We start from the raw sequence: 23391 nt of genomic DNA, 5'->3' as shown, positions 1-23391 counted from the left end.
GGTTCCCCGGTTGTTTCGGTGCGATCTAAGGTTCGACGGTGTAGATGTCCAGGCTGAACTTCGGAAAACGGCCGCATACGGCGTAGACGCGGCCGTCCGCCCAGAGATAGCGGTAGAGGCCGGAAATCGGCCCGTTCTTGTCGTTGTCGGCGTTCTCGATCGGTGCTTCGACCATCGGCGTCACCGCTCCGTCCGCGACGGCGACCTTGACCACTCGCTGCGGCCCGGTCCGCGTGACGGGCGCGACCTCGGTGATCACCTGGCCGTCCTCGATCGCGAGCGGAGCCATCACGGTGCCCTCGGGCACCTTCGCCGACCACTTGCGCTGCCCGGTCTTCAGATCCACCGCGACCAGCGCGTTCACCGTGCCCGCCTGGGGCATCGTGATGGTGTAGAGCACTTCTTCGGTGACCAGGGCCGGGCTGACGAGGTGTTCGGTGCCGGACGCGTCGCTGTCGAAGCCCTGGCCGTCGGCGCCGGTGAGACCGTCCGGCGTGAACGGGTCGCCACCGTCGATCTTCGACTCGAGCTTCAGGTCGTCCCCGAAGCGGAAGTACGTGCCCGTGTCGGTGGTCTTGCCGTAGACCAGGAGGGGCTTCGCCGAGATGATCCCGACGTTGCCGAGCGAACTGCTCTCCTTCGGCTGGTGCTCCGCCACCTCGATGTTCCCGGTCGACGCGTCGACCCGCAGCATGCTCAGGCCGTAGTCCCCGGTGAGGCAGGTCATCACGACGACGATCTTGCCGTCCCTGGGTACGGCGTCCTGCCCGGCGCAGGTCGGATCGTCGGCCCGGTCGGGTTCGCGCGTATGGGTCTTCGCCCACTTCGGGGCGCCGGTGGCGAGGTCGAGCGCGGCCATTCCCTCGCCCTGCGTGACGAAGACGGCGTCACCGGCGATCTGCAAGATCGCGGACTTGGGCGGGCGGTCGCCCTTGAGCTTCTGAGGCACCTCCATCGGCTGCTGCCAGTGGAGCTTCCCTTCCTTCAGGTTGATGAGGGCAGCGTTGTCACAGGTCTTTTCCTCGCCGTAGGCGAAGGCGATCTTCCCGTCGACCGGTTCCACGGAGGCACCGCACGCCCGCTTCCCGTCCGGCACCTCGGTGAGCCAGCGCCGCTCACCGTTCGCCCTGGTGAACGCGGCGACGTACTTGTCCCGGACGACGACAAGGGTGTCCTCGTGCAGCCAGGTCGTGACGCCCTGCTTGTACTCGGGGACGTCTCCCTCCAGTCCGGACAGCCGCCATTTCACCTTCTTGGCCGCCGGCGCCGAAGTGCTCGGCGGCTGGGCGGCTGGCTCCCGAGGCTCTTCCCCGCCCGCCAGTGCGATCGGGATCACGACGGCCGCGGCGACGACCACCACGATGAGCGGAATCAGCCAGAAGAGGAACTTCTTGGACTTCCCGGGTGGTGGTGGGGGCGCCTGGTGCCAACCGCCTGGGTACTGCTGCTGTGGTGGCTGCGGGTAGCCGTATCCCTGCTGTGGCCAGGGCTGTCGCTGCCCATGCCAGGCCCCATCGGACTGGCTCGGTGTGGTCATTGTGAGATCCCCAGTGTTCGTCGATTCGCGCACAAGCTACCCGGGCGGCAACGGCCTGGCCTGCGAAACCACGTAGGCTGCCTCGCGTGAGCGACAGCAGAGCCGACGAAACGGACGACGAGCGCCGCAAGCGGGGAATGTCACCGGATCCGATCCTCCCCGGCCAGAAGCCGCCGAAGATCACGGTGCCGAAGCCGGTGGCCATCTCGTTCTGGCTGTGGATCCTCGCCGGTGTCGTCCTGGTGGCCGGGCAGATCGCCCTGCTGGTGCTGAAGGACGAACTGACCGAGGGCATCCTCAAGCAGATCAGGGAGAACCCGGTTCCCGGTCAGCCCGCCGATCCGGTGCAGGTCGCTTCCGGCGTGAACACCCTGCTGTGGATGCTGTTCGGCGGCGCGCTCACCTTCGCGGTCCTGTTCGCGCTGTTCGCGTACAAGGCCCGTGAGGGAACGCGGTCGGCCAGGACGGTCCTCACCGTGGGCGCGGTCTTCCTGGTCCTGGTGGAACTGCTGATCCTGCGCGGTTCGCTCAACGTGTTCCTGCTGGTGTCCACCCTGCTGGTGGCGATCGCGCTGGTGCTCATGTACCTGCCCAGCGTCGCCGACCATTTCCCGAAGGTGGGGCGCACGCTGCCATGACCTCCGAGCCGTCCCTCTACGACGAACCCGGCGTCGGCTGGACGGCTTTGCTGTGGGCGCCGCTGTTCGCCCTCGCCGGGCTGCTCGCGGAGCTGGCGACGGGCGGCCCGGTCCACTGGCTCGCCTGGATCCTGGTCGCGGTGGGGCTGGTGGCGATCACCGTGCCCTGGGTGTACGCGCGTCGCCGGTACCTCTCGCTCGAGGTCACCGCGGACGGCTACCGGCAGGGCAGGGAAACGCTTGAGGCGGCCCGGATCGCCGAGGTACTCGAAGACGAGGCCCCGGTCGGCTCGCGGGTCCTCGGCGGAGGTTGGACGATCCCCAAGAAGCACGGCGAAGTCGGGTTGAAACTCGAAGACGGCGTTTTCGTGCGCGCCTGGGCCAAGGATCCGGACGCCCTCCGCGAGGCACTCGGGGATTTGGTGCGTGCCCGCACCACAGAGTCATGAGAAACTGCCCACCGTGATCGACCTTCCCCAGCCGACCGGTGCCGATCTGTGGCCACCGGAGGACTCCCGGCGAGACGCCCGGCTGCACAAACCCCTGCGCGCCGTGGTGGGGGCGGTCGAACTGATCCTCGCCGCGCTCGCGGTGTGGGGTTCCTTCGCGTGCTGGAAGGCCGGTGTCGTCCCGGTCGTGATCACCTACGGCGAGACGACGACGCTTGAATCGCAGCGCTACTTCGGTGGCCCGCTCGCCGGCGCCATCGGGCTGGGCGTGCTGGCCGCGATCCTGGTGGTGGACGCGATCCGCCAGTTCCTGCTCGCCATCCGGGCCAAGGGCCGCAAGCCCAAGGAACCGAAGCTCAGTTGAGCCACACGACCGCGGCGTTGACCGCGGTCGAGAACAGCAGCCACAGCAGATACGGCACGAGCAGCCAGGCCGCGAGTTTCGACCGGCGGCCGAACTCCGCCATCGTGATGGGCACGACGAAGTCCAGCACGACGACGTCGGCCAGGGCGAGGGCGTGTGCGCCGCCGGCGAAGAACAGCGGCGTCCACAGCAGGGTCAGCAGCAGGCAGACGCCGTAGAAGGCGAAGCCGCGCGTTTCGCCGTCGGTGCGCCAGTAGCACCAGCCCGCGAAGGCGACCAGGAGCAGCAGGACCGACCACATCGGCCCGTAGAGCCAGCCCGGCGGCGCCCACGACGGGCGAGCCAGCGCGTTGTGCGTTTCGGAGCGGGTGGCGACCGCCAGCCCGGCCACGATGCCCACGATTCCCGCCATGGCGATGAATCCGGCCAAGGCCTGCCAGCGAAGGCGACGGTGGTGGGTCGGTGGTGACGGCACCGTGGACACGTGGATTCCTCCGCGAGGGTTTCGACGGGAGTGCTCCCACCCTAGTGGGCCTGGTCACGCCGTGCCCGGAACCGCGAGGACCAGGACACGACCTAACGGCGGGTGTCATCCGTGATTTGCGAGACTGGGGACGTGACTACCGGAGTCGATCAGTCCAAGGCATGGTTCGAACGAGCGAAGGCCGTGGTCCCGGGCGGGGTGAACTCCCCGGTGCGGGCCTTCAACTCCGTCGGCGGCACCCCGCGGTTCATGGTGCGCGGCGAGGGCCCGTACCTCTGGGACGCCGACGGCAACCGCTACGTCGATCTGGTCTCCTCGTGGGGCCCGATGATCCTCGGGCACGCGCATCCGGACGTCGTCTCCGCCGCGCGTGAAGCCGCTGTCGACGGGCTGTCTTTCGGCACCCCGACGCGTGGCGAGGTCGAACTCGCCGAAGAGATCATCGGCCGTGTCGAGCCGGTGGAGCAGGTGCGCCTGGTCAACTCCGGCACCGAGGCGACGATGAGCGCGATCCGGCTGGCCAGGGGGTTCACCGGCCGGGCGAAGATCATCAAGTTCGCGGGCTGCTACCACGGTCACGTCGACGCGTTGCTCGCCGAAGCGGGCTCCGGCGTCGCGACCCTCGGCCTCCCGACCTCGCCCGGTGTCACCGGCGCGCAGGCGGCCGACACGATCGTCTTGCCCTACAACGACCTCGACGCGGTCCGGAAGTCCTTTGTGGACAATCCGGACTCGATCGCCGCGATCATCACCGAAGCCGCCGCGGGCAACATGGGCGCCGTCGCCCCGGCCGACGGTTTCAACGCCGGCCTCAAGGAGATCGCGCACGAGCACGGCGCGCTGCTGATCATGGACGAGGTGATGACCGGGTTCCGCGTCTCGAAGGCGGGCTGGTTCGGCCTCGAAGGCGTCGCCGGTGACCTGTACACCTTCGGCAAGGTGATGTCGGGTGGGTTGCCCGCCGCGGCCTTCGGCGGCCGCGCCGACGTGATGGCGAAGCTGGCCCCGGGCGGGCCGGTGTACCAGGCGGGGACGCTGTCGGGGAACCCCGTCGCCGTCGCCGCCGGGCTCGCGACGCTGCGCGCGGCCGACGACGCCGTGTACGCGGCCCTCGACGCGAACGCGAAGCGGCTCGGCGACCTGTTCGACCGGTCGCTGACCGAGGCGGGTGTCACGCACACCGTGCAGTACGCGGGCAACCTGGTCAGCGTGTTCTTCAGCGAGAACCCGGTGACGAACTACCCGGGCGCGCAGGCCTCGGAGACCTGGCGGTTCCCGGCGTTCTTCCACGCGCTGCTGGACAACGGCGTGTACGCGCCGCCGAGCGCGTACGAGGCGTGGTTCGTCAACGCGGCCATGGGCGACGCCGAGTTCGAGATCATCTCCTCCGCGTTGCGCGTCGCCGCCCGCGCCGCCGCCGAGGCGGTCCAGGCGTGAGCGAGACGACGATCGTGCACCTGCTCCGCCACGGTGAGGTGCACAACCCGGACAAGATCCTGTACGGCCGCCTGCCCGGCTTCAAGCTCTCCGACCGCGGACAACGTCAGGCGCTGACGGTCGCCGAAGCCGTCGCGAAGCACGACATCACCTACGTCGTCGCTTCGCCGCTTCAGCGCGCGCAGGAGACCGCAGCGCCGATCGCCGCCGCGCACCGCCTCGACGTCGACACCGACGATCGGCTCATCGAGGCGGACAACCAGTTCGAGGGCGAGCGCGTCGCAGTCGGCGATGGCGCCCTTCGCCAGCCGAAGCACTGGCCGAAGCTGGTCAACCCGTTCCGGCCGTCCTGGGGCGAGCCGTACGTCGAGATCGCGCACCGCATGCTCGGCGCCATCCACCGCGCGCGGCGGGCGGCCGAGGGCCACGAGGCGCTGTGCGTCTCGCACCAGCTCCCGATCTGGACCGTGCGGCGGTTCCTGGAGGCGAAGCGGCTCTGGCACGACCCGCGCAACCGGCAGTGCTCGCTCGCGTCGCTGACCAGCCTGGTCTTCGAGGGCGAGGAACTCGTGCGGATCGTCTACAGCGAGCCCGCCGGCACGACCGACCCGAAGGTGACCGGCGCATGAAGCGACTCGTGGCGGCCGTCGTCGGGCTGGCGCTCGTCGTCACCGGCTGCACCACCGGCAAGGACGCCGTCGTCACCGGCGGCTCGTTCAACTTCGTGTCGCCGGGCGGGAAGGTCGACATCACCTACGACGTCGCGGACCGCCAGCCGTCGCCGACGCTGTCCGGCGACGACCTGATGAACGAGGGCAAGCAGCTCTCGATCGCGGACTTCCCCGGCAAGGTCATCGTGCTGAACCTGTGGGGCCAGTGGTGCGGGCCGTGCCGCGTCGAGGCGCCGGAGATGCAGAAGGTCTACGACCAGACCAAGGCGTCCGGCGTCGAGGTGATCGGCATCGATCTGCGCGACAACGACCGGAAGCCGCCGCAGGATTTCATGCGGGACCGGAAACTGACGTACCCGTCGATCTACGACCCGTCGGGGCGGACGCTGCTGCAGCTTTCGGGTTATCCGCGCAACATCATCCCGTCGACGATCGTGCTGGACAAACAGCACCGCGTCGCCGCGGTGTTCCTGCGGGACCTGCTGGCGTCGGACCTGCTGCCCGTCGTCCAGCGCCTGGCCGCCGAACCCGCCTGACCACTTCACGCGTTTCGTCCTCTGAATGCGGTCCTTGCGTGTGCAACTACCGCGTTCAGAGGACGAAACGCGGTAAAGGGGACGGGACCAAGGTCCTGACCGGGTGCGACGTAGGTCCCGTTGGGCCAGCCCCGGCGTTTTCACTTGAACCACACTCCCTACGCTCCTTTGCGTGAACGGTGTTACCGAGCTGGCGCTCTCAGGGCCGCTGCTGCTCGCGGCGGGTGTGGCGCTGCTGGCCGGGACGATCTCCTTCGCGTCGCCGTGCGTCGTGCCGCTGGTGCCCGGGTATCTCGCGTACCTGGCGGCGCTGGTCGGCGCGGACGCCCCCGCGGTCAGCCCCGGCGAGGGGCGCAAGAAGGGCCGCTACGCCGTCGTCGGCGCGGCGGCGCTGTTCGTGCTCGGGTTCACCGTCGTCTTCGTGGTGACGCTGGGGACGCTGGTGTGGATCGCCGACGTCGTCCAGCTCAACATGGATCTCCTCCAGCGCCTCGGCGGCGTGCTGACCATCGCGATGGCGTTGGTCTTCCTCGGCTGGATCCCTGGCCTGCAGCGCGAGTTCCGGTCGCACCACGTGCCGCGCGGCGGACTGTGGGGCGCGCCGGTGCTCGGCGCGGTGTTCGGGCTCGGCTGGACGCCGTGCATCGGGCCGACGCTGTCCGCGGTCACCACCCTGGCCAGCGCCACCGGTGGCGCCGCCGTCCGCGGCTACGCGCTGATCCTGGTGTACTGCCTCGGCCTCGGCGTCCCGTTCCTCCTCATCGCGGTCGGCGCCCGCTGGGCCGTCCGCGCCACCGACTGGCTGCGCCGCCACGGCCGTCAGGTGCAGGTCTTCGGCGGTGTCCTGCTGATGATCGTCGGCATCCTGCTGGTGACCGGGCTGTGGGGCGACATGATCGGCTGGATCCGGAACACCCTCGTGAACGACCTCAGGCTGCCCTTGTGACCACCCAATACCGCCAGACACCGCTGAAGCGTGTCCTCGGCTTCCTGCGCAACACCTGGCGCGGACTGACGTCGATGCGCACCGCGCTGGTGCTGCTGTTCCTGCTCGCGCTCGCCGCGATGCCCGGCGCGCTGCTGCCGCAGCGGAACCTCAACGTCGCCAAGACCGACGAGTACATCGCCGCGCACGGCTGGTGGGGCGAACTGCTCGACCGCTTGCAGTTCTTCGAGGTCTACGGCAGCGTCTGGTTCTCGGCGATCTACATCCTGCTGATGGTCTCGCTCATCGGCTGTCTCGCGCCGCGCAGCTTCGAGTACGCGAAGGCGATGCGCGCGAAGCCGGTGCTCACGCCGCGCAAGCTCTCGCGGATGCCGCATCACGTGTCCACCACGACCGACCGGACCCCCGAGACGGTCATGAAGGACACGCACACGCTGCTCAAGGGCTGGCGCCGTGTCGAGCGCGAAGAGGCAGACGGAAGCCGGAGCATCTCCGCCGAACGCGGGTACCTCCGCGAGACCGGCAACCTCGTCTTCCACTTCGGCATGCTCGGGCTGATCATCTTCTTCGCGCTGGGGAAGATGTTCGGCTACGAAGGCCAGGTCATCGTCCAGGCCGACGGCAGCCCGTGGTGCAACTCCGGGATCCTCGGCTACGACACCTTCAACGCCGGGCTGCGCGTCGACGGCACCGACCTCAACGCGTTCTGCATCCGCCTCAAGGACTTCGAGGCGCGCTACACCGAGAGCGGGCAGGCGAACTACTACCACTCCAACATGGAGTACCAGTCCGGCGAAGACCTGAAGACCGGTGCTTGGAAGCCGTACGGGCTCGAGGTCAACTCGCCGCTGCGCACCGCGGGAGACCGCGTCTACCTGCTGAACTTCGGCTACTCCCCGAAGTTCACCGTGACCTTCCCCGACGGCACCGTGCGTACCAACATCACTCCGTGGCGTCCCGCCGACGAGCCGACGAAGCTCTCCGAAGGCGCGACGAAGATCGACCAGCCGGGGATCACCGACCCGATCGAACGCCGCACCCGTCAGCTCGCGATCACCGGCCTGCTCGCGCCGACCGCGTTCATGCACGGCAACGTGCTCACGTCTTCGCGGCCCGAGGCGAACAAGCCGGCCGTGGCCGTCGACATCTACCGTGGCGACCTCGGTCTCGACGCCGGCCGCGGGCAGTCGATCTTCCAGATCGACCAGTCGCTCGTCGAGGACGGCAGGCTCAAGAAGCTCACGCGGCAGAACCTGGACCAGGGCCAGGAGACCGTGCTGGACGACGGCACGAAAGTCCGCTTCGACGGCGTCCAGGAATGGGTCGCCATCCAGGTCTCGCACGATCCGGTGCAGGGCTGGGTGCTGGTCTGCGCGGTCGCGATGCTGATCGGGCTGGCGGGATCGTTGCTGGTCAAACGGCGCCGCGTGTGGGTCCGGGTGACCCCGGCGCGCGAAGGTGAGACGGGTACCGTGATCGAGGTCGCCGGGCTGGCGCGCACCGATCAGGCGGGCTACGGCGAAGAGTTCCAGCGGATCAGCGACAAGCTGGTCCAGGGGCAGAGAGGCAACTAGAGGTCATGCCGATCAACGAGACGCTGTCCCAGTACAGCGACTACTCCTACACCACCGCGGCGGCGATCTACGTCCTCGCGCTGATGTTCGCCCTCATCGAGCAGGGCTTCGGCGCGAAGGGCCGTCTGGCGGCGCAGCGCAGCATGCAGCGCTCCCGCGAACTGGTCGGCGCGGGCGGCCCGCCGCCGGCTTACGGGACGCCCGTCGAGCCCCCGCGCGAGATCGGCCGCCCCGAGCGCATCGGCCGCATGGGCGCCGCGCTGCTGGTGCTGGCCGCGCTGCTGCACCTGGCCGCGATCGTGCTGCGCGGGTTCGCCGTGCACCGCGCGCCGTGGGGCAACCTCTACGAATACGGCATGGCCACGACCTTCATCGCCGTCGTGACCTGGCTCGTCATCATGCGGAAGTTCCCGGTCCGCCACCTCACCGGCTTCCTGCTGCTGCCGGTCGTGATCCTGATGTTCGTCAACGGCACCATGCTGTACACGACGGCCGCCCCGGTGCAGCCCGCGCTCCAGTCGTACTGGCTGATCATCCACGTTTCCGCGGCGATCATCGGCTCGGGTGTCTTCCTGGTGCCGGGTGTCGCGAGCGTCCTTTACCTTTTCCGCGCCGCACACGACGACAACCCGGCGAAGTTCGCCAAGTTCGGCCCGAAGCTGCCCGCCGCGGACGTGCTCGACCGCATCGCCTACCGCACCACCATCTTCGCCTTCCCGATCTTCACCTTCGGCGTGCTCTGCGGCGCGGTGTGGGCCGAGGCGGCGTGGGGCCGGTTCTGGGGCTGGGACCCCAAGGAGACCGTCGCCTTCGTGGCGTGGGTCGTCTACGCGGCGTACCTCCACTCCCGTGCCACCGCGGGCTGGCGCGGGAAGAGGGCCGCGATCATCAACATCGTCGGGTTCTCCGCGACGATCTTCAACATGTTCTTCGTGAACCTGGTGACGTCGGGCCTGCACTCCTACGCCGGGGGCTGACCGCCGCCCCTGCGCGCGTGCCGACTACCGTCAATACTGAGGTAATCGGGGAAGACGTGCGCGGAGGAGGAATTCAGCGGTGACCGGACCCAGCGAAGAATCGGCTCCTGGCCACCCCGAACCCACCGAGAGCGTCCAGCCCTCGGAGTTGTTCTCCGAGGACCGGACGGATTCGGCGCCGCACCCGACGGCGAGCGGCTTCGAGGCCGAGCCGACCCAGGTCGTCCAGCCGCAGTACCCGCCGCAGCAGGCCCAGTACCCGCAGCAGCAGCCGCCGCTGCCGCAGCCGTCGCAAGGGCAGTATCAGCAGCCCTACGACCAGAACCTGCCCCCGCTGCACCCTCAGCAGCCCCAGCAGGCCCCGCCGCAGCCTGCCGCCCAGTACCCGCCGCAGCAGCAGTACGCGCAGCCGCCGCAGCAACAGGCGGTGCCGGGGCTTCCGCAGCCGCAGGGCAGGCACGCGCTCCCGGACGAGCTCGCCACCGCGAGCCTGGTGAAGCCGCAGAAGCGCAAGCCGCAGTCGGGCTGGCGCAAGGCCCTCTACGTGGGCACCGGCAAGCTCGTCAACCCGGGCGAGAGCCCCAAGGACACGCGCAAGCGCGAGCTGATCGCGCAGATCAACCAGCCGCTGCGCGGGTGTTACAAGATCGCGATGCTGAGCCTCAAGGGCGGCGTCGGCAAGACCACCACGACGACCACGCTGGGCTCGACGTTCGCTTCGCTGCGCGGTGACCGGGTCGTCGCCGTCGACGCGAACCCGGACCGCGGGACGCTGTCGCAGAAGATCCCGATCGAGACCACCGCGACCGTGCGGCACCTGCTGCGGGACGCGGACAAGATCACCAGGTACAGCGACGTCCGTTCGTACACCTCGCAGGGTGGGAGCAGGCTGGAGATCCTCGCCAGCGAGCAGGACCCGGCGGTTTCGGAGGCTTTCTCCGAGGACGACTACCGGCGCACGGTCAACCTGCTGGAGCACTTCTACAACATCGTGCTCACCGACTGCGGGACCGGTTTGATGCACTCGGCGATGAAGGGCGTTTTGGACGTCGCGGACGCGCTGGTGGTGGTCTCTTCAGGCTCCGTCGACGGGGCGCGCAGTGCGTCGGCCACGCTCGACTGGCTGGAAGCGCACGGCTACGGTGACCTGGTCAAACGCTCTGTCGCGGTGATCAACTCGGTGCGGCCGAAGGGTGGCTCCGTCGATCTCGACAAGCTCGCCGCGCACTTCGGCGCGCGCGTCCGTTCGGTGTGCCGGATCCCGTTCGACCCGCATCTGGAAGAGGGCGCCGAGATCGAGCTGGACCGGCTCGACGCGGACACCCGGCTGGCGTTGCTGGAACTGGCCGCCACCGTCGCCGACGGTTTCGGCGGCCAGCAGTACCAGCCGATCCAGCCTTAGTCCATCCCATGCCCCGCCGCCACCCTCAACGGAGGAGCGGGGCTCCCAGGCCTAGTCTTTGTCCTCGTCTTTACCTTTGCGCTGCTGCTCACCTAGCTTGCGCAGGAAGTCGGGGTCGTCGTCCGGGGCCAGCGTCGGTCGCGACGAGGGCACCCCGACGCGCTCGATCCCGAACGCGCGCCACAACACCACGGCGACGGTGAGCGCTCCGATGGCCGCGAGCAGATAGATCATGCTCGGTCCCTTTCCGCGTGGAGGACGTTGCTCAGTCCCACGAGGCTAGCCCCTTTGCCGCGCGCGGGGGGACTCATGGATACCCCAATGTGACGAAGGGCGGTTACGAGCCCTTCGTCACTGGAGTCCTTCTTGCGGGAAATGCCTGCTCAGACCTTGCGAGCGGGCTCGCTGGCGTCGGTGGTGAGCTCGGCGAGGAGTTCGTTCACCTCGGCCTCGCGGAACCGGCGGTGCCCGCCGGGGGTGCGGATCGAGCCGATGCGGCCCGCGGTCGCCCAGCGGGTCACGGTCTTGGGGTCGACCCGGAACAGAGCCGCCACTTCGCCGGGGGTGAGCAACCTGCCGCCCATGGTCGCGGTCATTTTCCGCCTCCTTCACGGTTCCAGTGCTAAACCGGAGGCGGGCCCTGTGCCCGTCGTGCCGGGTAGCCAACACGGCAATCGTTGCATCTCACCCGTCAGGTACTCGAACGGTTGTCCAACAGTAAAGAGCCCTTAAAGGTCAAAACCGACAACCGCGACATGCGCCTTCCGACCCGCGGTCTTGTCACGGATGTACGAAAACGCGCCCTGATCACGCGAATCGGGCCGTGGCACCTAAGGTGTAGCGGTGGACCAGGTGGATCGGAAGATCATCGCGGCATTACGGGAGAACGGGCGGGCTACCTACGCCGACCTCGGCCGGTCTGTCGGGCTCTCGGCTTCATCAGTGCACGAACGGGTCGGCAAACTCGAGGCCGCCGGCGTGATCACCGGTTACCACGCCATGGTCGACCCGAACACGGTCGGACTCGGGGTGACGGCGCTGGTCGGCATCCACCCCACCGACACCGCGACCGAGGACGACGTCGCGGAGGCGCTCGGGGCACTGGACGAGGTCGAAAGCTGCTACGCCGTCGCGGGCGACGAAGCCTTCGTCGTCAAAGTGCGGGTGGCGACCGTCGACGATCTGGAGCGGACCCTCGGCAGGCTGCGGCGGATCCCCGGTGTCGGCCGCACGAACACCACCGTCGTGCTCTCCACCCGCTTCGAAGGACGGCCCAACAACGCGGGCCTGGACGACGGCCGCAACGGCAACGCGTAGCCTGCGTTGGTGTGAGCGATAATCACCTGCCCCGTGACCTGACGCTGTACGTGCTGGCCAGGTTCCTCCTGGTCGGGGTCATCGCAGGCGGCTTGCTGCTGGTCAACGTCCCGCTGCTCGTCGCGTTGCTGATCGGCCTGGTCGTGGGGCTGCCGCTGGGCCTGCTGCTGTTCCGCCCGCTGAACGCGCGCGTGACCGCCGGGCTCGCCCGCCGCAACGAAAAGCGCGCTCGCGCCCGTGCCGAACTGCGCTCGCAGCTCCGCGGCGACCGGGTGGACGGCGCAGCGTGAGCCTCCTGCACAGCCGCAGCTGGGTCCGCGAAGCCGTCCGCATCATCGAGGCCGACGCGAACCGCAGTGCCGACACGCACCTCCACGTCTTCCCGCTGCCCCCGGAGTGGGGCGTGGACCTGTACCTGAAGGACGAGTCCGTCCACCCGACCGGCTCGCTCAAACACCGGCTCGCGCGTTCGCTGTTCCTGTACGGCCTGGTGAACGGTCAGATCGGGCCGGACACCGTGCTCGTCGAGGCGTCCAGCGGCTCGACGGCGGTTTCGGAGGCGTATTTCGCGCGGATGCTCGGGCTGCGGTTCATCACCGTGGTGCCGCGCAGCACCTCGCCGGAGAAGATCGCGCTCATCGAGTTCTACGGCGGCGAATGCCACTACGTCGACCGCGCGCCGGACATGTACCCGGAGGCCGAACGGCTCGCTTCGGAGTGCAACGGCCACTACCTCGACCAGTTCACCTACGCGGAGCGCGCGACGGACTGGCGCGGGAACAACAACATCGCCGAGTCGGTGTACGCGCAGATGCAGTCCGAGCGGCACCCTGTGCCGACGTGGATCGTCGTCGGCGCCGGGACCGGTGGCACGAGCGCGACCTTTGGCCGCTACGTGCGCTATAAGCGGCACACCACGAAGATCGCCGTCGTCGACCCGGAGAACTCGTCGTTCTTCGGCGCCTGGCAGACCGGGGCGCTCGACTACAGCACCGGCATGCCTTCGCGGATCGAGGGAATCGGGCGGCCGCGCGTCGAGCCGTCGTTCGTGCCCGGCGTGATCGACGAGATGTTCCAGGTGCCGGACGCCGCTTCGCTGGCGGCCATCCGCGTGCTGCGCGAGCGGACCGGGCACTGGGCGGGCGGCTCGACCGGGACGAACCTCTTCGGCGCCTTCACGCTGATCTCGCGGATGGTCTCGGAAGGCCAGGCGGGCAGTATCGTCACGCTGCTGTGCGACGGCGGGGAGCGGTACGCCAACACGTACTACGACGACGTGTGGCTAGCGCAGAAGAACATCGACATCGCGCCTTACCTGGAGAAGTACCGGGAGTTCCTGGGGAGCGGGAAGCTCGCCCCAGAGGACTGAGGCACTGGGGTCTTTCGCAACGTCGGCTGGGCGGCCTACCTCAGGGGCGCCGGATCACCAAAAGAGCAAGGGACCTTTGCTATCGCGTGGGCCGCATTTAGTGGTCGCCCAGGCGTCGGAGCACTACAGGTAGTGGCCCTAAGGCAAAAGCTCAAGGGATGAACGGTGCGTTCATCCCGCAGGGGCCGACGTGAGCCCGACTGGTCGTGACCGGCCCTCTCGCGCCGCACTGTGTGGATTCCGGGTCACCCAACGCCCCGAAATCCACACAGTCCCGCATCAAGGGGGACTCACAAGGCGAGAGCGACGGCCGTCAGCACCGCCCACCCCAGCATCGCGAACCCGGTGTCCCGCAGCGCCGGGATCAGCGCCCGTCCCCGCGCCCCGCCGCCGACGGCCTTGACCGACTTCAGCAGCAGCGGCGCGGTCAACAGGCCCAGCAGCGCCCACGGCGTCACGAAGGCGAGCAGCACACTCACGACGTACGGGATGGCGACCAGCGTCAGATAAAGGCGCCGGGTGCCGTCGTCGCCGAGCCGGGTGGCGAGCGTGCGCTTGCCGGACTCGATGTCGGTCGGGATGTCGCGGAGGTTGTTGGCGGTCAGCACGCCGGTCGAGAACGAGCCGACGGCGACCGCGCAGCCGAGGGCGGTCCAGCTGAGCTGTCCGGCTTGGACGTACACGGTGCCCAGAACCCCGGCCAGCCCGAAGAAGACGAAGACCGCGATCTCGCCGAAACCGTAGTAGCCGTAAGGCTTCTTACCGCCGGTGTAGAACCAGGCGCCGAGGATGCAGACCGCGCCCATCGCCAGCAGCCACCACAGCCCGCTGATCGCGACCAGCACGAGTCCGAGGACTCCGGCGAGCCCGAGGGCCACGAGAGCGGCCGCCAGGACGGCCTTCGGCTTCGCGACTCCGGAGCCGACCAGCCGCAGCGGGCCGACGCGGTTCTCGTCGGTGCCGCGGATGCCGTCGGAGTAGTCGTTGGCGTAGTTGACGCCGACGATCAGCGCCAGCGAGACGAGCAGCGCGAGAATCGAGCGGACCCAGGAGAAGCCGTCGAGGGCGATCGCCGCGCCGACTCCGGCGACCACCGGCGCCACCGCGTTGGGCAGCGTCCGCGGGCGCGCCCCTTCGATCCATTCACCAGCAGTCGCCATGCCGCCATTCTGGCCCTGGCCACTACCGGCCGGTATGCGGGGCTCGTCACCTGCTCGACGCATCGCGAGCAGGTGACGAGTCGCGCTACTTGAGGTCGTCGATCACGTCTTCCAGCGTCCAGGTGAGGGTGCCGCTGTTCGGAACGGCGGTCTCCGGTTCGTCCGCCAGCGCGGGCCCGGCCAAAGCGACCAGTCCCATCGTGACGGCGGTGCAGGCCAATACTGTGCGTGTCCAGCGCGTCATACGTAGACGTAAACCCGCGGGTAATGATCGTGTCAACAACGTCCCAGTAATCGGTGGGGAATTCACGACCTTCGTAGGAGATTCCTGACGGCCGTCCTGTCGACCTTGCCGGGGCCTCGCAACGGCAGCTCTTCGGCGAATTCGACCCGCTTCGGAGCAGCGGCCGCGCCGGCCTCTTCGCGGCACGCGGCACGCAGCGAATCGACGTCGCGACCAGCGCCGACGACGAGCGCGACGACGGCTTCGCCCCACTCCGGGTCAGGTACCCCGACCACGCACGCGTCCCGGATCCCGGGCTGCGCGGTCAGGATCCGCTCGACGGTCGCGGCGGCCACCTTCACCCCGCCGGTGTTGATCATGTCGTCGATCCGGCCGAGGATCTCCAACCGCCCGTCGGCCGACCACCGGCCGCGGTCGGAAGTGTGGAACCGGCCGTCCTCGAACGCCTCCGCGGTCAGGTCGGGTCGCAGCCGGTAGCCGTGCGCGAGAACGTCACCCGTGATATAGACCCGCTCGTCCTCGAGTGCGACGCGTACTCCGTCCAGCGGTACGCCGTCGTAGACGCAGCCGCTCGCGGTCTCGCTCATGCCGTACGCGGGCACGATCTTCACGCCCGCTTCGGCGGCGCGCTCGCGCAGATCCGCTGTCGTCGCCGCGGCGCCGACGATGATCGCGTCGAAGGCGCGGGCCGCCGCCAGACCGGGGCCGCCCGCGTCGAGCAGCCGCCCGAGCTGGGTCGGCACGAGTGCGGTGTAGCGCGGGCCGTCCAGGGACAGCAACGGCGCGGCGGCTTCCGCGAAGTCGTCCGGCCGGAAACCGGACGCGTGCAGCACGGACGGCGTCGTCCCGGCCAGCAGCGAGCGCACCAGCACCTGGAGCCCGCCGATGTAGTGCGCCGGGGTCGCGAGCAACCAGTGGCCCGGTCCGCCGAGCCGCGCATGGGTGGCGTGCGCCGACGCGGTGAGCGCCGACGCCGACAGCAGCACACCCTTCGGCTCGCCGGTGGAGCCGGAGGTGGCGATGATCACCGCCGTTCCGGGTTCGGCCGGGCGCTTCGGCTCCATCGCGTCCCGCGGGACCTCGGACGTGTAGGGGAGGACGGCCTGGCCGCCGTCGAGCGCCTCGGCCAGTGCCGAGGTCAGCTCGTCGACCGACCCTGGACTCCCGTCCACCTCCACCGCACGCATCCCACCACCCTACGTCCCGCATTTCGTCCTCTGAATGCGATCGTTGCGCACGCAACTACCGCATTCAGAGGACGAAACGCGAGGGGTCAGTAGTAGTACGGGAAGGCCGACCAGTCGGGGGAACGCTTCTCCAGGAAGGAGTCGCGCCCTTCGACGGCCTCGTCCTGCATGTACGCCAGTCGAGTGGTTTCGCCGGCGAAGAGCTGCTGGCCGACCAGACCGTCGTCGGTGAGGTTGAACGCGTACTTCAGCATCCGCTGCGCCGTCGGCGACTTGCCGTTGATCGCCCACGCCCAGTCCAGCGCCTCGGCCTCGAGCTCCGCGTGCGGGACGGCGGAGTTGACCGCGCCCATCGCCTGCATCTGCTCGGCGGTGTACTCGCGGCCGAGGAAGAAGATCTCCCGCGCGAACTTCTGCCCGACCTGCTTGGCCAGGTACGCCGAGCCGTAGCCGCCGTCGAAGGAGCCGACGTCGGCGTCGGTCTGCTTGAACCGCGCGTGCTCGGCCGAGGCGAGCGTGAGGTCGCACACGACGTGCAGCGAGTGCCCGCCGCCGGCGGCCCAGCCCGGGACGACCGCGATGACCACCTTCGGCATGAACCTGATCAGCCGCTGGACCTCGAGAATGTGCAGCCTTCCGGCCCTGGCCGGATCGATCGTGTCGGAGGTCTCCCCATCCGCGTACTGATACCCGGAGCGTCCGCGAATACGCTGGTCACCACCGGAACAAAACGCCCAGCCGCCGTCCTTCGGCGAGGGGCCGTTGCCGGTGAGCAGGACGCAGCCGACGTCCGAGCTCATCCGCGCGTGGTCGAGCGCGCGGTACAGCTCGTCGACGGTGTGCGGGCGGAAGGCGTTGCGGACCTCGGGACGGTCGAACGCGACACGTACGACACGTTTGCCTGAGCGGCTCTCAGAGGAGCGGTGATAGGTGATGTCGGTGAAGTCGAAACCTTCGACCTCGGTCCACAAGGCGGGGTCGAACAGCTCGGAAACCTGGGCGTCATCCACGTTTGGGAGAATAGGACGTGTGGCCGTGAGTCGTAGTGTGAAACCCGAGGTCTGCCGGTGAATCCATCCACCGCGCAGGCCAGGGTCATCGTCGACGAACTCGTCCGCAACACCGTCTCGCACGTCGTCCTCTGCCCGGGCTCACGCAACGCCCCGCTGTCGATCGCGCTGTACGACGCGGCGGCCGCCGGACGGCTCCAGCTGCACGTCCGCATCGACGAACGTGGCGCCGCCTTCCTCGCCCTCGGCATCGCCGCGCGCACCGGCCGCCCCGTGGCCGTGCTGTGCACGTCGGGCACCGCGGCCGCGAACTTCCACCCCGCCGTGCTGGAGGCCGACCGCGCCGGTGTCCCGCTGATCGTGCTGACCGCCGACCGGCCGCCCGAGATGCGGGCCGCCGGCGCGAGCCAGGTCATCGACCAGCACCAGCTCTACGGCAACGCCGTCCGCTACTTCGACGAGCTCGCCGTCGCCGAACGCCGCGCCGGGCAGAACTCGTACTGGCGCGGCCAGATCTGCCGCGCCTGGAACGCCGCTTACGGCGAATGGCGCTGCGGGCCGGTGCACCTGAACATCCCGTTCCGGGAGCCGCTCGTGCCCGATATCGATGATGACGGCGAGTGGTACGAGTCACTCGAAGGGCGTCCCGACGGCGCTCGCTGGACGGAGCTTCCCGACTTCGGCGCGCTTCCCTCGTTCGTGGTGCCCTCGGCCCGCCACGGCCTGGTCATCGCGTGCGACACCGGCGTGCAGGCGGCCAGCGAATGGGCCGAACTGCACGGCTGGCCGGTCGTCTCCGAGACCGGCGGCATCGGGATGGCGGGCGCGACGGCGATCTCGTCGGGCGCTTGGTTGCTCGGCGTCGAGGAGTTCATCTCGCGGCACAAGCCCGAACAGGTCCTGTGCATCGGGCGCCCGACGGTGTTCCGGCAGGTCCAGCGGGTGCTGTCCGATCCGGACGTCGAGGTGCTGCTGGTCCGGCCCGATTCGGACTGGCCAGCGCCCGCGCACAACGTCCGCCAGGTCGGCCAGTGGTTCGACGAGCCGACCAAACCGGCCGATCCGGAGTGGCTCGCCAGCTGGCAGCGCGCGGACAAGGCGGCGTCGGCGGCGGTGACCGAAGCACTGGCCGACGAACCGTGGCCGAGCGGGCTGCGCCTGGCGACCGAGCTGGTCGACGCGGTCCCGGAGGGGTCGCTGCTGGTCGTGGGCTCGTCCAACCCGACCCGTGACGTCGCCCTCGCCGGACGGCTGCGGCCCGACGTCCTCGTGCACCGCAACCGCGGCGTCGCCGGGATCGACGGCATGGTGTCGACCGCGATCGGCGCCGCGACCGTCCACAGGGGACATTCGTACGCCCTGCTCGGCGACCTGACGTTCCTGCACGACGCGAGCGGCCTGCTGACCGGGCCCGCCGAACAGCGCCCCGACCTGACGATCGTGGTGCTCAACGACGACGGCGGCGGCATCTTCTCCCTGCTGGAGCAGGGCGCGCCCGAGCACAACGCCAGCTTCGAGCGGGTCTTCGGCACACCGCACGGCGCCGACCTCGGTGCCCTGTGCGCCGGTTACCGCGTGCCGCACGTCGTCGCCGAGACGCTCACCGAGTTCCGTGCGGCGCTCAAGCCCGCGCCGGGGCTGCGGGTGGTGGAGGTCCGCGTGGACCGAACGCGACACCGTGACCTGCACGCGCGCCTCCGTACGGCGGTTTCGTCGGCCGTACGCGCTGTCTAGCCGTTTTTGATCTCAGTCCAGGGGCTAGGAACCCCTCCTTCGGACGTGTCTCCGCGTTGATCGTCTGGCTACGTTCGAGCGCGCTGACAAATCCTGGGAGGATTCGCAATGCGCTTGAAGACTCGCGCCGGCTTCGCCGGATTGACCGCGGGCGTCGTCTCGGTGCTACTCGCCGGCAGCGCGGCCGCCGCACCCGCGCCCGGCTCGATCGGCATCGGCGACCCGTACTACCCGCACGCCGGGAACGGCGGCTACGACGTCGCTCACTACGACCTCCGGCTGACCTACCAGCCGTCCACCGACCTGCTGTCCGGCGCCACGACGATCCTGCTCACCGCGACGCAGGACCTCTCGGCGTTCAACCTCGACTTCGGGCTGAAGGTGTCGAGCGTCCAGGTCGGCAACCGGCCCGCGAAGTTCGCGACATCGACCGACGGCACCGGTGAGCTGACCGTCACGCCGGCCTCGCCGTTGAAGAAAGGCCAGACGGCGACGGTCGTCGTCGCCTACGCGGACACGCCGTCGAAGGTGAAGATCGACGGCTTCACCGCCTGGAAGAAGACCCCGGACGGCGCGCTGGCCGTCGACGAACCGCAGAGCGCGGCCTGGTGGTTCCCGTCCAACGACCACCCGACCGACCTGGCCACCTACGACGTCTCGGTCGAGGTCCCGAACGACGTCGCCGCGCTGTCGAACGGCACGCTCGTGCGCAAGACGGTGCAGCGGCCGGGCTGGACGCGCTGGAACTGGCGCAGCACCAAACCGCAGGCGACGTACCTCACGTCGCTGGAGGTCGGCAAGTTCGAGGTGAACGAGCAGACCACGCCGGACGGCAAGCCGTTCATCACCGCCTACGGCGCCGACCTCGGCGAATCGCTCGGCGCGGCCAAGGCCAGCATCGAGCGGACGCCGGAGATCACCGAATTCCTCGCTTCGAAGTTCGGGCCCTACCCGTTCGAGGCGCAGGGCGGCGTCGTCACCACCGGCATCACCTTCGCGCTGGAGAACCAGACGCGGCCGGTGTACGGCGCCAGGGCCTTCCGGTCCGGCTCCAACACGTCGATCGTCGCGCACGAGCAGGCGCACCAGTGGTTCGGCGACAGCGTCACGCTCGGCAAGTGGAGCGAAATCTGGCTGAACGAGGGCTTCGCCTCCTACGGCGAGTTCCTGTGGTCGGAGGAGAGCGGCGAGGGCACGGCAGACGAACTCGCCCAGTACATCTACGACTCGGTGCCAGCCGAGGACCCGTTCTGGCAGGTCCTGCCCGCCGACCCGGGCGCGGACAACCAGTTCGACGCGGCCGTCTACGACCGCGGCGCGCTCGCCGTGCACGCGTTGCGCAAGGCTGTGGGTGACGACACGTTCTTCCGGATCCTGCAGACCTGGCAGCAGGTGAAGAAGGCCAAGTCGGCGGTGATCGGAGAGTTCATCGCGCTGGCGGAGAAGATCTCGGGCAAGCCGCTGTACGACCTGTTCCAGACGTGGCTGTACACCAAGGGCAAGCCCGCGGCGAGCCCCAACGGCACGCAGGCTCTCCGGGCCGCTGTGGCGCCTGTCGCACCGAAGTCCTACCCGCAGATCAAGGCGACCCATGAATTCCTCGCCGAGCGACACGCCCACTGACGGGTAGCGCTACGCTCGCGGCGTGACGGCCAAAGCGGAGCGGGTGAGGCGCATCGGGTGGTATGCCACCCTCGTTGTCGCCTCACTCGTCACCGTGCTCGGCGTCTCGCTGCTGTTCGCCGCCATCCGCAACGACAGCGCGATCGAAGCGCAGCTCGGGCAGGCGACGGCGCAGGTCGAGTCGGTGGCCTTCGACCGAACGATCATCAACTACGCGACCCCCGACGGCATCATGCACAGCCCGGCCAACGGTGTGCTCTACCCGGCCGGGCTCGCCGCCGGGCAGCTCGTGAACATCGAGTACGACGTCGGCGACCCGGAACTCGCGCGGGTGGCGGGCCGCTCGGCGTCGAACACGCTGCTGCCGCTGGGCAGCATGATCTTCTTCACCTGGCTGATCGCCGGCCCGCTGCTGTGGTGGATCCGGCGGCAACGGCTGGCTTACCGGCACTCGCTCGCCGAGTCGTCCGCCTGATCACGCGAGTTACGCCTCCAAGCACGTGAGTCCCGCCGCCAAGCACGCGAGTTCCGTGCCCAGCCCCGCGAGCCTGCTGTGCGGAATCGGCGAACTCGCGTGATCAGGAGGCGAACTCGCGTGCTTGGAGGCGTAACTCGCGTGATGGGGGACGGAACTCGCGTGATCGGAAGGCGAACTCAGCCGACCGACTCCTGCCACCAGCCCAAGACCTCGTCGGCCACCCCCGGCGCCGCGACCAGGAGCGCGTCGACGGGCAGGGCCGCGCCTTCCCCGTGCCGGTCCAGGACCACGGCACCCGCCTCGATGGCCAGCGCGACCGATCCGGCGACGTCCCATTCGCGGTAGCTGTGCAGCACCGCCGCGGCCGCGTGCCCCAGCGCGACCTGCGCGATCGCCAGCGCCGCCGAGCCGAGCACCCGGACCCCGGCGTGCGCGGCGGCGGCCCGTTCGATGAACTGGCCCATCCCCGGCCAGACACCCTTCCGCGTGAGCTCCGTGCAGACGATCGCCCCCGCGGTCCCGCACCGGTCGGTGAGCGTGATCGGCTTGCCGTTCGCCCGCGCGCCGCGGCCGCGCGCGGCGGCGTAGATCTGGGCGCGGTACGGGTCCGCGACCACGCCGACCACCGGACCCGAAGCGTCGATCAGGGCGAGGCTGTACGCGCACCAGGGGACACCGGCGACGTAGTTCGCGGTGCCGTCGACCGGGTCGACCACCCAGCGGTACTCCGCGACGTCGGCCCCGTGGTCGGCACCGAATTCACCGCCGACGACGGGGATGCCGGGGAATTCCGCGGTCAGCACGCGCCGGGTGTGGCGTTCGAGAATCCGGTCGGTGTCGGTGACCCAGTCGAAGGGTGAGTCCTTCGGATCGGGCTGGGCGCCCCGGCCCGCGGTCGCGGTGATCACGTCGGTCGCGTCGTTGGCCAGCCGCCCGGCCACTTCGAGGGCCCTCGACACCAGCCCTGGCTCGACGGGCTGAGGCGGCCTTGACGACAGGAGGGTCATGCCTGATTAGTGTGGCCGAGCCTGGTTTACGGAACACGACCTTGAGATGACATGTCGTCTGTTCCGTTTTTGTTGGCGTGGGCGTCACAACCGGATGCGACAGTGATCCGCGTGCGAGTCGCGATAGTCACCGAAAGTTTCCTGCCCCAGGTGAACGGCGTGACCAACTCCGTGCTCCGCGTCGTGGAACACCTCCGCGACCGCGCGCACGACGTGCTGATCATCGCTCCGGGGCCGGGTCCCGTGGAGTACCTCGGCGCCCCGGTCGTGCGCATCCCCGCCCTCGACTTCCCCGGCGTGAACTCCCTCCCGGTCGGCGTGCCGACCAGGACGGTGCTCACCGCGCTGGCCGATTTCGGCCCGGACGTGGTGCATCTGGCGTCACCGTTCGTGGTCGGCGCCCGCGGGCTCGCCGCGGCCAGACGGCTGCGGGTGCCGTGTGTCGCGGTGTACCAGACCGACATCGCCGGGTTCGCCGCCGCGTACGGCTTCGGCATCGCCGCCCGCGCGGCCTGGCGCTGGGTGCGCCGCCTGCACTCGCGGGCCGACCGCACGCTCGCGCCGTCGACGGACTCGGTGGAGCAGCTGAAACTGCACGGGATCCCGCGGGTGCACCGCTGGGCGCGTGGCGTCGACATCGAGCGGTTCTCGCCGGTCCACGCAGACCTCGCGTTGCGGGCCGAGTTGGCGCCGAACGGCGAACTGCTGGTCGGTTTCGTCGGCAGGCTCGCGCCGGAGAAGGAGGTCGAGCGGCTGACCGCGCTCGCCGGGGTCGACGGCATCCGCGTGGTCGTCGTCGGTGACGGGCCGGAGTTGCCGATGCTGCGCGAGCGGATCCCGGGTGCGGCGTTCCTCGGCGCCCGGTACGGCGAAGAGCTTTCCGCCGCGTACGCGAGCCTCGACGTGTTCGTCCACACAGGACCGCACGAGACGTTCTGCCAGGCCATCCAGGAAGCGATGGCGTCCGGGCTGCCGGTGCTGGCGCCGAACGCGGGCGGGCCGAAGGATCTGGTCCTGCCCGGCCGCACGGGGTACCTGCTGCCCGCCGACCGGGCCGGGTTCGCGACGGCGCTGGTGGACAAGGTGAACGACCTGCGCGACGAAGCGTTGCGAGCCAGGCTGGGGGAGAAGGCGCGCAAGGTCGTGCTGGGCCGGACCTGGCCCGCCGTCTGCCATGAACTGGTCGGCCACTACGAGGAAGTCCAGGGCAAGATCGCGCGCGCGGCCTGACGATGTACCGGCTGGGA

Annotated in this window: 26 protein-coding genes; 17 read left to right on the top strand and 9 right to left on the bottom strand. The window is 69.4% G+C overall.

Going from position 1 to position 23391, the window contains the following annotated elements; translation table 11 throughout:
- Nucleotides 1-25: 25 nt before the first annotated feature.
- On the bottom strand, nt 26-1537 hold the full coding sequence (locus AC069I_RS03495) for an outer membrane protein assembly factor BamB family protein (RefSeq protein ID WP_478229504.1): 1512 nt from the start codon (nt 1535-1537) through the stop codon (nt 26-28).
- Between the two features lie 86 nt (nt 1538-1623).
- On the opposite strand from AC069I_RS03495, the gene AC069I_RS03490 reads away from it, so the two are divergent.
- The 3 genes from AC069I_RS03490 to AC069I_RS03480 are packed head-to-tail and all read left to right on the top strand — an operon-like array spanning nt 1624 to nt 2988.
- A complete protein-coding gene (locus AC069I_RS03490) occupies nt 1624-2175 on the top strand; it encodes a hypothetical protein (RefSeq protein ID WP_378434401.1) in 552 nt (183 codons plus the stop codon).
- A complete protein-coding gene (locus tag AC069I_RS03485) occupies nt 2172-2624 on the top strand; it encodes a hypothetical protein (protein ID WP_478229505.1) in 453 nt (150 codons plus the stop codon). The genes AC069I_RS03490 and AC069I_RS03485 overlap by 4 nt, the downstream gene beginning before the upstream one ends.
- Nucleotides 2602-2988: a hypothetical protein gene (locus tag AC069I_RS03480; protein WP_478229506.1), complete on the top strand. Its 387-nt coding sequence runs from the start codon at nt 2602-2604 to the stop codon at nt 2986-2988. Before AC069I_RS03485 ends, AC069I_RS03480 begins: the two co-directional genes overlap by 23 nt.
- On the opposite strand, the gene AC069I_RS03475 is transcribed toward AC069I_RS03480, so the two are convergent.
- Nucleotides 2981-3472 (bottom strand): TspO/MBR family protein, encoded by a 492-nt coding sequence (locus AC069I_RS03475; protein ID WP_340684887.1) that lies wholly within the window; start codon nt 3470-3472, stop codon nt 2981-2983. The genes AC069I_RS03480 and AC069I_RS03475 overlap by 8 nt on opposite strands.
- Nucleotides 3473-3604: 132 nt before the next feature.
- Between AC069I_RS03475 and hemL the strand changes: the two genes are divergently transcribed.
- From hemL to AC069I_RS03440, 7 genes are all read left to right on the top strand, one after another.
- The gene (gene hemL, locus AC069I_RS03470) at nt 3605-4909 is read left to right on the top strand and encodes a glutamate-1-semialdehyde 2,1-aminomutase (RefSeq protein WP_340684886.1); all 1305 of its coding nucleotides are present in this window, start codon (nt 3605-3607) and stop codon (nt 4907-4909) included.
- A complete protein-coding gene (locus tag AC069I_RS03465) occupies nt 4906-5538 on the top strand; it encodes a histidine phosphatase family protein (protein ID WP_340684885.1) in 633 nt (210 codons plus the stop codon). Before hemL ends, AC069I_RS03465 begins: the two co-directional genes overlap by 4 nt.
- On the top strand, nt 5535-6116 hold the full coding sequence (locus tag AC069I_RS03460) for a TlpA family protein disulfide reductase (RefSeq protein ID WP_478229507.1): 582 nt from the start codon (nt 5535-5537) through the stop codon (nt 6114-6116). The genes AC069I_RS03465 and AC069I_RS03460 overlap by 4 nt, the downstream gene beginning before the upstream one ends.
- 172 nt (nt 6117-6288) lie before the next feature.
- Nucleotides 6289-7062 (top strand): cytochrome c biogenesis CcdA family protein, encoded by a 774-nt coding sequence (locus tag AC069I_RS03455; RefSeq protein ID WP_478264774.1) that lies wholly within the window; start codon nt 6289-6291, stop codon nt 7060-7062.
- 74 nt (nt 7063-7136) lie between these two features.
- A complete protein-coding gene (gene resB / locus AC069I_RS03450; protein WP_478231418.1) occupies nt 7137-8636 on the top strand; it encodes a cytochrome c biogenesis protein ResB in 1500 nt (499 codons plus the stop codon).
- A gap of 5 nt (nt 8637-8641) precedes the next feature.
- Nucleotides 8642-9613 carry a c-type cytochrome biogenesis protein CcsB gene (gene ccsB, locus AC069I_RS03445; protein WP_478229508.1) on the top strand — a complete coding sequence of 324 codons (972 nt, stop codon included), beginning with the start codon at nt 8642-8644 and terminating at the stop codon, nt 9611-9613.
- 79 nt (nt 9614-9692) lie between these two features.
- Nucleotides 9693-11015: a MinD/ParA family ATP-binding protein gene (locus AC069I_RS03440; protein ID WP_478229509.1), complete on the top strand. Its 1323-nt coding sequence runs from the start codon at nt 9693-9695 to the stop codon at nt 11013-11015.
- A 51-nt stretch (nt 11016-11066) separates the two neighbouring features.
- Here the strand turns inward: AC069I_RS03440 and AC069I_RS03435 are convergent, their stop codons facing one another.
- Together AC069I_RS03435 and AC069I_RS03430 are read right to left on the bottom strand one after the other, a co-directional pair.
- A complete protein-coding gene (locus AC069I_RS03435) occupies nt 11067-11249 on the bottom strand; it encodes a hypothetical protein (RefSeq protein WP_016330943.1) in 183 nt (60 codons plus the stop codon).
- A gap of 149 nt (nt 11250-11398) precedes the next feature.
- Nucleotides 11399-11611, bottom strand: a complete 213-nt coding sequence (locus AC069I_RS03430) for a BldC family transcriptional regulator (RefSeq protein ID WP_005151795.1) — start codon at nt 11609-11611, stop codon at nt 11399-11401.
- Between the two features lie 247 nt (nt 11612-11858).
- Here AC069I_RS03430 and AC069I_RS03425 point away from each other — a divergent pair, with 247 nt between their 5' ends.
- From AC069I_RS03425 to cds1, 3 genes are read left to right on the top strand one after another with little or no spacing between them, the layout of a single operon-like run.
- A complete protein-coding gene (locus AC069I_RS03425; protein ID WP_199745570.1) occupies nt 11859-12332 on the top strand; it encodes an Lrp/AsnC family transcriptional regulator in 474 nt (157 codons plus the stop codon).
- Nucleotides 12333-12343: 11 nt separating this feature from the next.
- Nucleotides 12344-12622 (top strand): DUF4229 domain-containing protein, encoded by a 279-nt coding sequence (locus AC069I_RS03420; RefSeq protein WP_007030895.1) that lies wholly within the window; start codon nt 12344-12346, stop codon nt 12620-12622.
- Nucleotides 12619-13701 carry an L-cysteine desulfhydrase Cds1 gene (gene cds1 / locus AC069I_RS03415; protein ID WP_478264773.1) on the top strand — a complete coding sequence of 361 codons (1083 nt, stop codon included), beginning with the start codon at nt 12619-12621 and terminating at the stop codon, nt 13699-13701. Before AC069I_RS03420 ends, cds1 begins: the two co-directional genes overlap by 4 nt.
- A gap of 290 nt (nt 13702-13991) precedes the next feature.
- Here the strand turns inward: cds1 and AC069I_RS03410 are convergent, their stop codons facing one another.
- The 4 genes from AC069I_RS03410 to AC069I_RS03395 form a co-directional block, all read right to left on the bottom strand.
- A complete protein-coding gene (locus AC069I_RS03410) occupies nt 13992-14861 on the bottom strand; it encodes a 1,4-dihydroxy-2-naphthoate polyprenyltransferase (RefSeq protein ID WP_478229512.1) in 870 nt (289 codons plus the stop codon).
- Nucleotides 14862-14946: 85 nt separating this feature from the next.
- Nucleotides 14947-15105, bottom strand: coding sequence for a hypothetical protein (locus tag AC069I_RS03405; protein ID WP_340684878.1), 159 nt, complete (start codon nt 15103-15105; stop codon nt 14947-14949).
- Between the two features lie 62 nt (nt 15106-15167).
- Nucleotides 15168-16292 (bottom strand): o-succinylbenzoate--CoA ligase, encoded by a 1125-nt coding sequence (menE, locus tag AC069I_RS03400; RefSeq protein ID WP_478264772.1) that lies wholly within the window; start codon nt 16290-16292, stop codon nt 15168-15170.
- A gap of 86 nt (nt 16293-16378) precedes the next feature.
- Nucleotides 16379-17302 carry a 1,4-dihydroxy-2-naphthoyl-CoA synthase gene (locus tag AC069I_RS03395; RefSeq protein WP_038520089.1) on the bottom strand — a complete coding sequence of 308 codons (924 nt, stop codon included), beginning with the start codon at nt 17300-17302 and terminating at the stop codon, nt 16379-16381.
- Between the two features lie 57 nt (nt 17303-17359).
- On the opposite strand from AC069I_RS03395, the gene menD reads away from it, so the two are divergent.
- The 3 genes from menD (at nt 17360) to AC069I_RS03380 (ending at nt 21134) form a co-directional block, all read left to right on the top strand.
- Nucleotides 17360-19036 (top strand): 2-succinyl-5-enolpyruvyl-6-hydroxy-3-cyclohexene-1-carboxylic-acid synthase, encoded by a 1677-nt coding sequence (gene menD, locus AC069I_RS03390; RefSeq protein WP_478264771.1) that lies wholly within the window; start codon nt 17360-17362, stop codon nt 19034-19036.
- 108 nt (nt 19037-19144) lie between these two features.
- Nucleotides 19145-20659, top strand: a complete 1515-nt coding sequence (locus tag AC069I_RS03385; protein WP_478264770.1) for a M1 family metallopeptidase — start codon at nt 19145-19147, stop codon at nt 20657-20659.
- 22 nt (nt 20660-20681) lie between these two features.
- Nucleotides 20682-21134 (top strand): DUF3592 domain-containing protein, encoded by a 453-nt coding sequence (locus AC069I_RS03380; protein ID WP_478231367.1) that lies wholly within the window; start codon nt 20682-20684, stop codon nt 21132-21134.
- A 179-nt stretch (nt 21135-21313) separates the two neighbouring features.
- Here AC069I_RS03380 and AC069I_RS03375 read toward each other — a convergent pair whose 3' ends face one another.
- Complete coding sequence (locus tag AC069I_RS03375; protein WP_457958541.1) at nt 21314-22144, bottom strand: inositol monophosphatase family protein; 831 nt, start codon at nt 22142-22144, stop codon at nt 21314-21316.
- A 111-nt stretch (nt 22145-22255) separates the two neighbouring features.
- On the opposite strand from AC069I_RS03375, the gene AC069I_RS03370 reads away from it, so the two are divergent.
- The gene (locus tag AC069I_RS03370) at nt 22256-23374 is read left to right on the top strand and encodes a glycosyltransferase family 4 protein (protein WP_478264769.1); all 1119 of its coding nucleotides are present in this window, start codon (nt 22256-22258) and stop codon (nt 23372-23374) included.
- Nucleotides 23375-23391 lie beyond the last annotated feature (17 nt).

Source organism: Amycolatopsis sp. NPDC043885 (assembly GCF_056435685.1).
Note: the sequence above shows the minus strand (reverse complement) of the source record. Positions and strands in the feature narration are given on the sequence as shown.